Source organism: Rhizobium sp. N621 (assembly GCF_001664325.1).
Classification (GTDB): domain Bacteria; phylum Pseudomonadota; class Alphaproteobacteria; order Rhizobiales; family Rhizobiaceae; genus Rhizobium; species Rhizobium esperanzae.
In genome coordinates, this window is record NZ_CP013495.1 from 2,239,159 (window position 1) to 2,252,120 (window position 12,962).

The window sequence follows — 12,962 nt, forward strand, 5'->3', positions numbered from 1 at the left end:
TTTATTCGCATTCCAAATGTTTCAGGCCCAAATGTTTCAGGCATTGATCAGCGCAACGCCGCGGTTCTCGAACCCGAGGGTGACATCGCTCGCAGGCGGCAGGTTTCTGTCGACGGCATGGTCGATGATGAAGAGCGTTCCGACATCGGTTTCGATCTCATATTCGACATGTCCGCCGAGATAGGAACTATGGAGTACGCGTCCCGACAGCCCCCGCTGGCCGGCTGCCGCTATGGTGATCGATCCGGGCCTGACAGCGAGTTTTGCCATGCCGGGCTTTGCGCTGCGGCCTGGCAAACGATGGTCCACACCGGCCACGCGGACAAGCGCCTCCGTACCTTCGACGCCGATCACCTCGCAAGGGATGACATTGGCCTCGCCCATGAAATCGGCGATGAAGGACGATGCCGGCGCTTCATAGAGCTCACGCGGCGTCCCGGACTGGGCGATCTCGCCATCCTTCATGACAATGATGCGGTCGGACACCGCCAGAGCCTCATCCTGGTCATGGGTGACGTAAACGGCGGTGAAGCCGAGCCGCTGCTGCAGTTCGCGGATCTCCGTGCGCACCCGGCGGCGCAGGCGTGCGTCGAGGTTGGAGAGCGGTTCGTCGAGCAGCAGCACCTGCGGCTCGAGCACCAGCGCGCGGGCAACCGCGACGCGTTGCTGCTGGCCGCCGGAAAGCTCGGCCGGCAGGCGATGGCCCATGCCGGCAAGGCCGACGAGCTTCAATCCTTCCTCGGCCTTTTCCCGCGCTTCCTTCTTGCCGAGGCCCGACGACTGCAGACCGTAAGCGACATTATCCAGCGACGTCATATGCGGAAACAAGGCATAGGACTGAAACACCATCGAGACATCGCGCTCATTGGCAGGCAGCATGGTAACGTCGGCGCCGCCGATCAGAATACGTCCGGATGTCGGATGCTCGAGCCCGGCCAGCATGCGCAGCGTGGTGGTTTTGCCGCAGCCGGATGGGCCGAGCAAGGTCACCAGCGTGCCCGGCTCGATGGAGAGGGAAAGGTCCGGAATGGCCGTGAATGCACCGAAAGACTTGTGGACATTCTGGAAGGTGACGGAACCGGGTTTGACGGTGATCATGCGGTTTTCTCCTGACCGAGAGGAACAGAGGGAGCTGAACTGGTGCCGGCGACGCGATTTTCGCGGCGTAGGCGGCGCTCGCCGACGACGAGCTGGAAGCCGGCGATGACAATGCTCATGACCACGATCAGCATGGATGAATAGGCGATCGCCACGCCGTATTCGCCATTCTCGACGAGGCCGACGATATAGGACGTGGCCATGTTGTATTCCGCGCTGACGAGGAAAATGACGGCGCTGATCGAGGTTATGGCGCGCACGAAAGAGTAGACCAGGGCAGCGGTGATGGCTGGCCGCAGCAGCGGCAGGATTACCTTGCGGATCGTGCGGAAACTGTCCGCACGCAAAGTCAGCGACGCCTCGTCCAGGCTCTTGTCGAGCTGGCTCATCGCCGCGATCCCGCCGCGTACGCCGACCGGCATGTTGCGGAAGACGAAGCAGAGGATGAGGATCAGCGCCGAGCCGGTCATCTCGATCGGAGGCAGGTTGAAAGCCATGATGTAGCTGACGCCGATGACCGTTCCGGGAATGGCGAAACTCATCATCAGCGCGAATTCGAAGACGTTCCGCCCGACGAATTTCTGCCGTACGATGATATAGGCCGTGAGCAGGCCCACCGCAGCGGTCAGGGGCGCGGAGACGAGCGCGATTTCCATCGTCGTCCAGAAGGAGTTCCACGCCACGCCGCTCCACGCGACCCCGCCATTGTCGAAGCCGATCGAGAAGGCGCGAGCGTAATGGTCGAGCGTCAGCGAGTTGTCGAGGCCCCAGGTTTTCACGAAGCCGCCGACCAGGATCATTCCATAGACGACGACGGTAAAGACCATCCACGGAATGACTACCGCATGCACGGCAATGGAAAGGCCGCGCGGCAACGCGATGTGAGCGCCGCTGTCGCCCTTGCCGGTGACCGTGGCAAAGCTCTTGCCGGATAGCCAGAGACGCTGAGCGAGGAATGCCGAGAGCGTGAAGCAGAGCAGCACGATGGCAAGAACGGCCGCGCGCGACGGATCGTTCTGCGATCCGACGACCGCAAAGAAGATTTCCGTCGAAAGCACGCCATGCGTGCCGCCGAGCACGAGCGGATTGCCGAAATCGGCCATGCTCTCGATGAACCCGATCAGGAAAGCGTTGGCGAGACCCGGCTTCATCAGCGGCAGGGAGACGCGCAAGAACGTGCGCCAGCGACCGGCACGCAGGGTCTGCGATGCCTCCTCCATCGACGGGCTGACGCCTTCGACGACGCCGATAAGAACGAGGAAGGCGATCGGCGTAAAGGAGAGCACCTGGGCGATCCAGATGCCCGTCAGCCCATAGAGCCAGCGGCCTGGCTCGATACCCAACAGGCTGGACAAGGCCTCGGTGATGACCCCTGCGCGGCCGAACAGCAGCGTCAGCGCCAGGCCGATGACGAAGGGCGGTGTGATGATCGGCAGGACCGTCAGCAGGCGTAATCCCTGTTTGAACGGAAAGCGCGTGCGCGTCGCCACCAGCGCAAAGCCGAGGCCGAGCAGGGTCGAGCCGGAAGCTGTCATGACGGCGAGAAGGAGTGTGCGCCAGGCAACGCCGCAACGTTCTTCGCCCGCTATGCAGCCGAGGCTCCAAATGCCGGGGTCCTGAATGTTGCGTATAAGGCCATTCGGATTGAAGGAGCCATCGAAGTCCTGCACCGAAGCGATGAACATGCTGCCGATCGGGTAGAAAACGAAGACGATGACGAGAAACGCGAGAATGCAAATCGAGCCGACGATGAAGGCATCTCCCTTCATCGCCCCGCGTTCGGCCAGTCCGAATGCAAAGAGGAGAACGAAGACGAGCGCCAAGAGGACCGCGCCGGCACCCATCGATGGTTGACCCTCGGACAATATGCCGAACAGGTTTTCACTGATTGCCCAGGTCCAGCCGGAAAAGCCGATCGCCAATCCCTGCAGAGACAGGAAGACGAGGCCGACGGCGCCGAGTGAGGCGAGCAATGTTCCGCGCCGCATCGGATCGCGCACCAGGCGCGCCAAACAGCCGAGCAAAAACAGCAGGACCACGCCGGCAAGCCAAGTTCTTCCATGCTGCAGGATTTGCAGCAGCCCTGGCGCGGTATCGGCGGAGAACGGGAAGGCAGACAGCCACTTGAATCCGAAGAAGCCGCCCTCGATGCGATACCACGGGACCAGGATCAGGGCGGCTGCCCCCAGGCCAAGGACGATGTCCAATCGGCGATTGCCACGTCTCATGGCATACCTCGCTTATTTCACGTTGATGAAATGGGAGAATGGAGCGGCACCCCGGATCCGTCCGGGATGCCGCGCCACTCATCGATCTTCAGTTGGCAACGGCGCCGACTTCCCGGTCCCAGCGCTCCAGCAGGGCCTTGCGCTTTGCCGGATCGCCATAGGTCTTGAAGTCGTAGTCGATCAGCTTGATGTCCTCGAACTTCGGCGCCTCCTTCGGCACCTCCGCCGATTTGTTCGACGGCAGCTGGAACGACTTGGCATCCTTCATGCGCGATTGCACTTCGGGCCGCAGCGCCCAGTCATACCAGACCTTGGCATTGTCGAGATTGCGGGCGCCTTTGATGATCGACATGGAGCCGATTTCATAGCCGGTGCCCTCGCATGGCGCGACCGATTTGACCGGAAAGCCTTCGGCGGTCTGCGCGACGGCGTCATGCATGAAGACGATGCCGAGGGCGGTTTCGCCCCGCGCCGCCGCCTTGACCGGAGCCGATCCGGACTTGGTGTATTGCGAGACATTGGCGTTCAGTTTTTTCAGATAGTCGATAGCCTGGTCTTCGCCCATGATCTGTACCAGCGAAGCGAGAGCCGTATAGGCAGTGCCCGAGGAGTTCGGATTGGCGATCTGGATTTCGCCCTTCAATTCCGGCGCCAGGAGATCGGCCCAGCAGCGGGGCTCCTTGTAACCCTTGGTCTTGAAGATCTCGGTGTTGTAACCCCAGCCGAGCGCACCGGCGTAGACGCCGACCGTCTTGAAGCCGGTGCTCTCCGCCTGCTTTTTGGCCCAATCCTGCAACTGATCGAGCATCGGCGACTTATATTCCAGCGTCAGGTTTTCCGATGCAGCCTGGACATGCGGATCCCCCGTGCCGGCCCACCAGATGTCGGTCTTCGGGTTGCGAGCCTCGGCGCGTATCTTGGCATAGGTCTCGCCCGACGACAGGCGCACCATATTGACCTTGATGTCGTGAGCCTTTTCGAAGTCGCCCTGCATCTGCTCGCAGATGACGACATCGGCCGAGCAGATGAGGTTGAGCTCGCCAGCGGCCTGGACCGAACCGGCAGCCAGCGCCGTTCCGGCAAAGAGAAGCGTGGAAAGAACTGTCAGTCGCATGGGTATCCTCCTGTTGCTTGCGTCTGAGAGGGTGTTGGGTCAACGGCACAAGCGCTGCCCGTCGCGGCGCGTCGATCGCACCGTGTTGTCAAGTTTCGGATGGAAGTTGGATTCCGGCCTATTGGGTCGGGGAGATCTCGGTGTCGAAGCGGGTCAGCAGCCGACTTCGCTCGTCGGACAGGCCGAATGTTGCAAAGTCATAATCCACCATCTTGATCATGGTGATGTCGGGCGCGGCCGGCGGCAAAGCCGCTTTGGCGTTCGACGGAACCTGGTTCTGGCCGGCCGCAGCGCCTGTCGCCTGGCCTTCGGGACTGAGGGCGAAATCGACGAATGCCTGGGCGGCTCCGGCATTGCGGCTACCCTTGACGATGCTGACCGCACCGATTTCGTAGCCCGTTCCTTCGCAAGGAGCGACGATGACCAGCGGCGCGCCTGCCTCCTTCAGGGTTACCGCGTCATGCATGAACGAGATGCCGATCAGGACTTCACCCCGGGCGGCAGCCTTTACCGGCGCCGAGCCGGACCTGGTATACTCGACGATATTGCGGTTGAGGGCAGCCATGTACCGGAACGCCTCCTCTTCGCCGAGGAGCTGCACGAGGGTGGCCAGCATTGTGAAAGCCGTTCCGGAGGAATTCGGATTGCCGGACTGGATATGGCCGCGATAGACCTCTTTCGTCAGGTCCTGCCAGCAGGTCGGGGCCGGAAGCTTCAGGGCGGAGAGCAGATCGGAATTGTAGGCAAAACCCAAAGCCCCCGCATATATGGCGGCCGAACGGGAACCGGACATAGCAAAAAAGTTCTGCGCCCAAGGCAGCATGTCGTGTTCATGGTCGGGCTGATATCGGTCGAGCAGATCCTCGGAGGCAGCCTGCAGATGGGCATCACCGGTTCCACCCCACCAGACATCCACAGTCGGATGTGATTTTTCGGCACGGATCTGATCGAGTATGTCGCCGGTGCTCTTGCGAACCATGGAGATATCGATACCCGCGCGGGCTTCGAACGCTTTTTCCATGGTCATGCACCAGGCTTCGTCAACGCCGCACAGGACGTTCAATCGTGCCTCGCTCATGCCTTGGCTTGCGCCGCATAGCCAGAAAGCCATGCCCGCAGCAAAAGCGGTGAATATCCTCACGCAAGCCTCCCTTGGAACCTCCCGTTCCAATCTCCACAGCCAGCATGTCAGATCTTCGCGTCACCGCAATCGAAGAATGGTTACCGATTTTTCATCCCCGGGCGGAGCACCGTTACATTCATTACAAATGTGACAAACCTCATCATCAGAGCGTCTTTGAACATTGGCGGCGTCATGCCTATGATGGCGCCGGGAGGATCAAGCGGTGCTGAATCAGAAGGTTCGAATTCTGATCGTCGAGGACGATCCGGATATGGCGGAGCTTATCTCCGATCTCATCGAAGCCGAAGGGTGGATTCCGACCTGCGCGGGATCCGCCGAGGAGGCGACCAATATCCTGGCGCGAGAGCAGATGCATCTGGTGCTGGTCGACCACAACCTGCCGCGGACATCCGGCCGGGCTTTCGCCCAAAAACTGCGGTCGGAGACCAATATCGGTATCGTCATGGTGACGGCAGCCGGCAGTGCCGCCGATCGTGTTCTCGGCTTGGAAACTGCTGCGGATGACTATGTGGTCAAGCCGTTCGAACCGATCGAACTGACGGCCCGCATCAAAGCTGTCTTGCGGCGAACCGTGCCGTCACTCAAACAGGAAAAGGAGAGTGAGCGGGAGCACGAATGTCCCTCTCTGCTGCTTGGCGATTGGGCCATCGACCTGATGGGCCGGCAAGCCGTCTGCCTCGCCGACCGCAGCAAAACGCTGACGACGGCCGAATTCGCCCTGCTTGAAATCCTTGCGCAGACCCCCAACCAGCCGGTGAGCCGGGCGCAGATCCTCGATCGGCTTGGCTCGGAAAGCGATCGCTACATCGACCGCAACGTCGACGTCCTGGTTCTGCGGCTCCGGCGGAAAATCGAACGCAATCCCGACCTCCCGCGGCATATCAAGACACGACGCGGAAAGGGCTATGTCCTGCATACCGGCGACGGCGAGCCGTCCGCGTGATCAGCCGCTCCTTTCTGTCATCGATTGCTTTTCGCTTGCCGTTCGCGATTGCGTTTATCTGCTTCCTGGTGTTCAGCCTGTCGGCGATCGCGATCTACGGGCTGCAGCGCGCCCGTGACGAAATGGCAGCCTACGGCCTGCAGGCCTTCACGAGCCTCGCCAAGGCCTCGCTCGTTTCCCGGCAAGTCTCCGATCTGGTGTCGAGCGCGCCCTTCCTGATGAACTCGACCTCGCCATACCGGGTGGCGAGCGAGAGCCGCGCTGTCGTGCTGCAGGTCGACAGCCTGCTGAAGACGGCCGCGCCTCAGGCAGGAGGCCAGGCTACGCGCGGCTTTGCGAGCACAAGGATGGTTGAGCTTCTCGATCTTATCAGGACACAGACGCTTGTGCTGGCCAGGGACGCCGACGCCGCTCAGAATCACAAGGCTGAAGCTGCCGCGGCGCTAGGGGAGGTGGCGACCGGCAAAGGCATCGCCGATCAGGATCTTCGCCGTCAAGTGAATGGAATCGTGCAAGCGGCTTCCACGTCCGACAGTCTTTTCCAGCTCGGTGAACTTCGCAGACGATACGTGGCGGATACGACGGCCGCGCAGGGGAAAACCGAGCCCGATTTGAGGATTTCGCCTGCCGAGCTCCAGCCGTATGAGCGTGTGTTCGAAGCTCAAACACGATACCTCTTGAACATGTTCGCCATCCGGGCGGCAGTCGCAAAGCTGCATGCCGTCTCCCGCGACCTCTCCCATGCGACGGAGACGCAAAGTGATGCAGTTGCACGCCAACTGAACGACGATCTGCTTTCGACCTCCGATGCCTTGAGCCGGCTGCTGGTAACCGTGGCCTTGGCTTTCCTGCTCGTGCTCGTCATGGCAATGTTCTCCATCCGGTCGGTCATGCGTGTGTCACGGGGCATCGTGGCGCTGTCGAACGGCATGAATGCGCTCGCCAAGGGCGAAAACGAAGTGGGTCCGCCAGCCTACCGTGGAAATGAAACCGAGCTTGTGCGTCTGCTGGACGCCTTCCGCGCCTTCAAGGACAGCGTGGATCGCGTGTCTCGATTGAGACGCACGGCAGAAGCCGCCGCTCGCACCATCCGTTCAACCTTTCGCAATATGAACGAGGGGATTGCGCTCTTCGACAGGATCGGGCGACCGATCACCATGAACAGGCGGATCATCGAACTGTTCGGCCATTCGGGTTCCGCGCGCAAATTGCCGCTGCGCCGATTTGTCGAGCCGGTGCCGGAGATCGATCCCGCTTTGCTGCCCTCCGATCCGGAGCGCGGCGCCCTGCTGGAACGTGCAGTCGTCCGCCATCGCACCGGCGACCAGCGGGTGATCGAGATCTCCATGTCACGACAGCCGGAGGGCGGCATCGTTCTTCTGGCACGCGACGTCACGCTGATGGATCGACAGGAGGCGGAAGCGGCAAAGGTTCAGCGACTGGACGGCATTATGCGCATGACGCATCAGGTGAGCCACGAAGTGGGCAACATGATCGGGATCATCACCGGCAGCCTCGGCCTTCTCGAGCGTGAAACCGGCTTCAACGATCGGCAGAAACGCAACATTGCGCGGATTCGCAAGGCTGCCGAGAGAGGACGGTCGCTGGCCGGCAGCATGCTGTCGGTCGGCAGCCAGCAGCCGTTCTATCCAAGCGCGGTGGATGTCGCCAGCCTCCTTCGCGGAATGGCCGATATCCTGGAGATCGCTGTCGGCGCAAAGTGCCACATCAAGCTGGAACTGGATGTCGGCCTGCCGGTCGTATCGCTCGACGCGGCCCTTTTGGAGCAGTCCGTTCTGAATCTCTGTCTCAACGCTTCGGCAGCGATGCCGACGGGAGGCGTCATCATTATCGGTGCAACGGCAAAGGGAGACACATTGCTGATCTCGGTGACCGACAGCGGCATAGGCATGAGCCCAGAGGTCGTAGACAAAGCTTTCGAACCCTATTTCACCACACGAGGCGGACATGGTGGAGCAGGGCTTGGCCTGGCCATGGTTTACGGCTTTGTCCGTCAAAGCGGCGGAGAGGCATCCATCAATTCCTCTCCCGGGCAAGGAACGACTGTCAAGCTTAGCTTCCCCACAGATCTGCGCTAATTCGCATCGCCGCCGAAAATCCGGGCGAGCAGGATGCCGGTGAGGAGCATGCCGGCCGCCACGAAGATCGTATCGCCCGGCGTGCCGATATAGAGTGGCCCGACATTGGCAAACAGCAGGAAGGCAATGAGGAAATTCGCCCAGCCCCAGACGACATTCGCCGTCGGCGAACTGGGCATTGCAAATGGAGTGCGGAAGCGCCGGCCGCTGACACCGTTGACGAAATGCGGGATGCCGTTGGTCAGAAAGGCGGCTGCAATGAAATGGGCGATATAGGCGATCCAGGGCAAGGGCTTCTCCGTTGCTGCGAGTGGCGTCAACGGAGAATGTGGCCGGCAATGTGATGCCGGCAAGAGGAGCCTGGAAAAGCGCGTTCGCGCAATATCCCGTCCCCTGGTTCACGACGAAAATCGGGTCATTGCCTTTCATCGCTGGAACGACGGCGAAGAGTTTCTCGTCGTGGGATCATTGAACGATGCTCTCTCCGATGACGGCTACTGGCTGCACAGCGAACGGGTGGGGGATGCTCTTGGCAGGAGGTCTTCAATACTGACGCCGGCCAATATAGCGGCTGGACATCGGCAATCGCGGAGACAAGATCAGAGCCACGGCAGAAGCGCTGCACGCCGTATTGGCTGCGTCAGGCGTGCTGGTCTTCCGCAGGCTTTGATGGGAGGCGGGAGCGGTCAGGCGAAGCCGAGCGGCAGGTTTTCCGGTTTCCTGTCGGCCCCATAATCGCGCTCGTGTGGCGAGCGGCGGCGGCTGTCACGGCGTGAGGAAAGGTCGATACGGTTTTCGGCGAAGATCCCGTCGGCATAGGTGCCGGTAGCAGGGCAATCGGCGTCAATCTCAGGAGCAAAGATTTTCAGGATCATCGGGGTTCCTCCACGCAACACGCGGAAAGGCCGCGTGGTTCCAATTATAGAAGCCGAATTATTAATAAATTAACCATAAATGGCGACCAAGAGTGAGCTGGTGCGCCCCCGGCGCAACATGCACCCGATCGAAATGCTATGCTCGCTGGAACTCCTGATGTTGCTCGCCGTTGATCCGGCATGAACACAGGAGGTTTCCATGCAATTGATCGACGCACGCGTGACACAGTCGGGCGACTTTTTCATCGTCGAATTCCTGGGCGAGGGAGGAGAATCGGTTACCGTCAAAATCGATAATTCCCATGGCGAGCTCGACGGCTCGACGGCGCTCGACCACGCCAAGGTGATGATGGTTCAGCTGACCGCCTTTCCCGGCCGCGACGCGGACGGCAGCATCAATCGTTACGACGCCTTGAGCAACGGCAACTTCGACGAAGGCAGCAAGGGTTTGGTCGCCCAGCCGAGCGCACGTTCGACCCACGACCGTGAAATGCTGGAAGAGGAGCTGAACGAAGGCCTCGAAGATAGCTTCCCGGCCAGCGATCCCGTTTCGGCGACGGTGTCGTCCATTCCCGCCAACGCGCCGCGGCACTGATCTTGGTTGACCCAGCCGCCGGCCGCCCCCATTCGTGGGCGGTCTAATTCGCCGCGGGCTGTTTCAGCCCGGAAAAATACTGGCAATTTGCAGTGCTGCCTGCGGGGGTGCGCTATGACCAGTGAACACCTGCTTGAGCCGTAGGAAACGCTCTTTCAATTGACCCTTTCAAGTGGGACGCTTGACTACGCACATGTTCATCTCCGACCGAACGACGAAGCCGTGGGCCACATAGAGAGAAATGGCCGATGTGTTGCCCGCATAGGCATGCAGATAGGCGGTGTCGCCGCCGGACGCTATTTCGCCGGCCACGAAGCGGAAGAGCAGGCTGCCGAGGCCGCGCCCCTGGAAGTCGGGATGGGTGCAAAGCCCGCTGAGCTCGATAAAGCCGATCTGCCGCATGCGCTGACCGGCCATCGCCACGAGACGACTTTCTTGCCTGATCCCCCAAAAGCGGCCAAGGCTCTGCGCACGCAACGTGAATGGACCCGGTTTGGTCAAGGTCGCCAATTCGAGCATATCGGCGGCGTCAGCCTCTGTCAGCGGCTGGATGCGGGCATCCGAAATTTTCTCGTGAGGCCGCTCGGCCACCATCTGGGTGACCGGTGCCTCCATTAACACAACAAGACTTGGGGGAATGGCGATCGGTCCGGCCTCGACCAGAAACATCCTTTCCTCGCCTGATGGCAGTTTTTCCAGGGCCCCGAGGCTTTCCGGCGTATCGTCGGCGGAGGCCGCGAAAGGGACGATGGACGGCGGATATCGCCGTGCGTGCTGTCCGCCTTCGGCGAAATCGGCATGCGCAGTCTGCAGAGCGCTCCAGATCGGCCGGTCGAGCACATGGTTCATTGTCATTCCTCCTCATTGGCGTCTGAGGGTAGGCGCGACGTCCTATTTGCGCCGCGGCGTATGAGCGGCGCCGCCGCAAGCCCATCCTCGATCGCCGCAAGTTGCTCGAGGATCGGTCCATCGAGGTCGCCGCAGAGATCCGCAACGGCAGCCGCCACGCGCGGCCAGATCGTCGTCTTCGAATGGTCGACGAGTTTCCGGCCCTCGTCGCTCAGCGAAACCATCTTGCGTCGCTGATCGTCCGTCGCCGGCTGCATATTGACGAAGCCCAATTCGAGAAGCTGGCCTATGGTCCGCGTCACGCCGGGCTGGCTGATACCTACCGCCTGCGAAAGCTCGCCGACCGTCAGCGGTCCGGCCCGGTCGATTGCCGCCAGGAACGGATATTGGCCGGCCTGAATGCCCACTCCGGCCTCGTCGATGACCTGCTGCGTATCTGCCTGCAATCTTTCCCCGATGCGTCGCAGCCGGCTGCCCAGGCACAGAAAACCCAGTGTTCGGACCACATCCTCGACCATGCCACCCTCTCATCTGGTCCAGAATTATATAAGCTGTTATGTATTTGGCCAATAGGCGAGTCCAGGGATAGGGGAGCAGTCACCCTCGACCCCCACTATGCCGAGGCCTATCGCTGGCTTGCCATGAACCACTGGATGGGATGGGTCCATAGCGGCGGGCCGACGGAATCGAACCGCGACGTTGCTTTGCAGTTGGCGCGCAAGGCTGTTGTGATCGATCCCAACGATGCCGGCTGCCGTTGGGTTCTGGCCTATCTGCTTGCCTATGCACGCGATTTCGCCGAGGCGGATGCGCAATTCGCCAAGGCAATCGAACTCGACCCGAACGAGGCCGACACCTTTGCCGCATTATCCCACATCACGGTCCTGGCCGGGCGGATTGACGAGGGCCTCGAACATGCTCGCAAGGCGTTCCGGCTGAATCCCTTTCCGGCAAGCTGGTATTATCTGGCGCTCGGCCAGGCGCAATATGCAGCCGGACAATATGAGGCCGCTGTCGAGACGCTGCGTCGCGACGAAACCTATCGCACGAGCTCCCGTCGTTTCCTGGCGGCAAGCCTGGCTCAGCTTGGACGGCTCGACGAGGCGCGGGCGGAAACCGAGCTCTTCCTTGTCGCCAACCCCGGCTTTTCCACCCGCCACTGGGCTGTGACCGAACCGTTTCGCGACGCTCGGACGCTTGACCATTTCGTGGACGGCTACCGCAAGGCCGGCCTACCGGCTTGAAGCGGCCGGCCCGCCCAAGGGCCAGGGAAGTCGCGTCAAACAGCCATGTTCGCCGCTGCAGACATCACATCCCGAGGCGCTGGACCACCGAACAAGTTGCGACCACCTTCCTCGACTTCCGTGAAACACCAGCGCACGACGCCATCGCGGTCGAGCAGGAATTCGCCGACAAGCTGGCCATGGCCGGTGGCGATCATCCGCGTGTCATCCTCCGTGAATTCGTAACCGTCGGCCTTGTCGAGATATTCGGTCGCCGCCATCACATCCATAGGCTCCGGCAGCTCGCCCGGCATGTCGATCCGCATTGAGGACATCGTGCTCATGCTGACCTTGTGCGGCCATTCATTCTCGGATTCGGTGAACTCGATATTCGGCAGGCCGAAGGCTCTGTGCGATACCCGTTCGGGGTCGGAGGCCGCCAGCAAATTGGGAAGCGGGTGGTAGCGGAAATAGAGGCGCGCTCGCTCGATCGGCGTATTGACGACCGTCAGGCTGTCGATGCCTTTCTCCTGCAACGCATCGGTGAGCTCGGCCATGGCGGCGATCTGCCGGCGGCAGAAGGGGCAGTGCAGGCCGCGAAACAAGCCGACGAGCACCGGCTTCTGGCCGCGAAAATCATCGATGGCGATCTTGCCATGGCGGGTGATCGCATCCAGCACGACGTTGGGCGCGCGATCCCCAGGCTGTAATGGTTTATCGGCGTGGTTCTCCTGCATTGTTAGTTCCTCCCTTTATGTTTTTGAATCGTTTGGTCTAATTGATGCAGAGCGAGA

The 12,962-nt window shown here is 61.1% G+C and carries 12 protein-coding genes and 1 pseudogene; 4 read left to right on the forward strand and 9 right to left on the reverse strand.

Annotated elements, in window-relative coordinates; translation table 11 throughout:
- Positions 1–36: 36 nt before the first annotated feature.
- The 4 genes from AMK00_RS10890 to AMK00_RS10905 form a co-directional block, all read right to left on the reverse strand.
- Complete coding sequence (locus AMK00_RS10890; RefSeq protein ID WP_064810396.1) at positions 37–1,098, reverse strand: ABC transporter ATP-binding protein; 1,062 nt, start codon at positions 1,096–1,098, stop codon at positions 37–39.
- Complete coding sequence (locus AMK00_RS10895; protein ID WP_064810397.1) at positions 1,095–3,326, reverse strand: ABC transporter permease; 2,232 nt, start codon at positions 3,324–3,326, stop codon at positions 1,095–1,097. The genes AMK00_RS10890 and AMK00_RS10895 overlap by 4 nt, the downstream gene beginning before the upstream one ends.
- An 88-nt stretch (positions 3,327–3,414) precedes the next feature.
- The gene (locus tag AMK00_RS10900) at positions 3,415–4,440 is read right to left on the reverse strand and encodes an ABC transporter substrate-binding protein (RefSeq protein WP_004671938.1); all 1,026 of its coding nucleotides are present in this window, start codon (positions 4,438–4,440) and stop codon (positions 3,415–3,417) included.
- Positions 4,441–4,558: 118 nt separating this feature from the next.
- On the reverse strand, positions 4,559–5,551 hold the full coding sequence (locus AMK00_RS10905) for an ABC transporter substrate-binding protein (protein WP_064810398.1): 993 nt from the start codon (positions 5,549–5,551) through the stop codon (positions 4,559–4,561).
- A 235-nt stretch (positions 5,552–5,786) separates the two neighbouring features.
- Here AMK00_RS10905 and AMK00_RS10910 point away from each other — a divergent pair, with 235 nt between their 5' ends.
- A complete protein-coding gene (locus AMK00_RS10910) occupies positions 5,787–6,527 on the forward strand; it encodes a response regulator transcription factor (protein ID WP_064810399.1) in 741 nt (246 codons plus the stop codon).
- Complete coding sequence (locus AMK00_RS10915) at positions 6,524–8,626, forward strand: ATP-binding protein (RefSeq protein ID WP_064810400.1); 2,103 nt, start codon at positions 6,524–6,526, stop codon at positions 8,624–8,626. Before AMK00_RS10910 ends, AMK00_RS10915 begins: the two co-directional genes overlap by 4 nt.
- Here AMK00_RS10915 and AMK00_RS10920 read toward each other — a convergent pair.
- On the reverse strand, positions 8,623–8,916 hold the full coding sequence (locus tag AMK00_RS10920; protein WP_064810401.1) for a hypothetical protein: 294 nt from the start codon (positions 8,914–8,916) through the stop codon (positions 8,623–8,625). The genes AMK00_RS10915 and AMK00_RS10920 overlap by 4 nt on opposite strands.
- Positions 8,917–9,312: 396 nt before the next feature.
- Positions 9,313–9,501 (reverse strand): hypothetical protein, encoded by a 189-nt coding sequence (locus tag AMK00_RS10925; RefSeq protein ID WP_064802617.1) that lies wholly within the window; start codon positions 9,499–9,501, stop codon positions 9,313–9,315.
- A 199-nt stretch (positions 9,502–9,700) separates the two neighbouring features.
- On the opposite strand from AMK00_RS10925, the gene AMK00_RS10930 reads away from it, so the two are divergent.
- Positions 9,701–10,096 (forward strand): hypothetical protein, encoded by a 396-nt coding sequence (locus AMK00_RS10930; RefSeq protein WP_064810402.1) that lies wholly within the window; start codon positions 9,701–9,703, stop codon positions 10,094–10,096.
- 168 nt (positions 10,097–10,264) lie between these two features.
- On the opposite strand, the gene AMK00_RS10935 is transcribed toward AMK00_RS10930, so the two are convergent.
- Both AMK00_RS10935 and AMK00_RS10940 read right to left on the reverse strand, forming a co-directional pair.
- Positions 10,265–10,945, reverse strand: coding sequence for a GNAT family N-acetyltransferase (locus AMK00_RS10935; protein WP_064810403.1), 681 nt, complete (start codon positions 10,943–10,945; stop codon positions 10,265–10,267).
- Between the two features lie 2 nt (positions 10,946–10,947).
- Positions 10,948–11,463 carry a MarR family winged helix-turn-helix transcriptional regulator gene (locus AMK00_RS10940; RefSeq protein WP_064811695.1) on the reverse strand — a complete coding sequence of 172 codons (516 nt, stop codon included), beginning with the start codon at positions 11,461–11,463 and terminating at the stop codon, positions 10,948–10,950.
- Between the two features lie 75 nt (positions 11,464–11,538).
- Here AMK00_RS10940 and AMK00_RS10945 point away from each other — a divergent pair.
- A pseudogene (locus AMK00_RS10945) lies at positions 11,539–12,189 on the forward strand (adenylate cyclase); the annotation flags it as partial.
- Between the two features lie 35 nt (positions 12,190–12,224).
- On the opposite strand, the gene AMK00_RS10950 reads toward AMK00_RS10945, so the two are convergent.
- Positions 12,225–12,905 carry a peroxiredoxin-like family protein gene (locus AMK00_RS10950; RefSeq protein ID WP_064802623.1) on the reverse strand — a complete coding sequence of 227 codons (681 nt, stop codon included), beginning with the start codon at positions 12,903–12,905 and terminating at the stop codon, positions 12,225–12,227.
- Positions 12,906–12,962: the final 57 nt, after the last annotated feature.

Excerpts from the sequence above, each read along its gene's own strand:
- AMK00_RS10890 (WP_064810396.1), bottom strand. The coding sequence starts at position 1,098 with ATGATCACCGTCAAACCCGGTTCCGTCACCTTCCAGAATGTCCACAAG.
- AMK00_RS10895 (WP_064810397.1), bottom strand. The coding sequence starts at position 3,326 with ATGAGACGTGGCAATCGCCGATTGGACATCGTCCTTGGCCTGGGGGCA.
- AMK00_RS10900 (WP_004671938.1), bottom strand. The coding sequence starts at position 4,440 with ATGCGACTGACAGTTCTTTCCACGCTTCTCTTTGCCGGAACGGCGCTG.
- AMK00_RS10905 (WP_064810398.1), bottom strand. The coding sequence starts at position 5,551 with ATGGCTTTCTGGCTATGCGGCGCAAGCCAAGGCATGAGCGAGGCACGA.
- AMK00_RS10925 (WP_064802617.1), bottom strand. The coding sequence starts at position 9,501 with ATGATCCTGAAAATCTTTGCTCCTGAGATTGACGCCGATTGCCCTGCT.
- AMK00_RS10930 (WP_064810402.1), top strand. The coding sequence starts at position 9,701 with ATGCAATTGATCGACGCACGCGTGACACAGTCGGGCGACTTTTTCATC.
- AMK00_RS10935 (WP_064810403.1), bottom strand. The coding sequence starts at position 10,945 with ATGAACCATGTGCTCGACCGGCCGATCTGGAGCGCTCTGCAGACTGCG.
- AMK00_RS10940 (WP_064811695.1), bottom strand. The coding sequence starts at position 11,463 with ATGGTCGAGGATGTGGTCCGAACACTGGGTTTTCTGTGCCTGGGCAGC.
- AMK00_RS10950 (WP_064802623.1), bottom strand. The coding sequence starts at position 12,905 with ATGCAGGAGAACCACGCCGATAAACCATTACAGCCTGGGGATCGCGCG.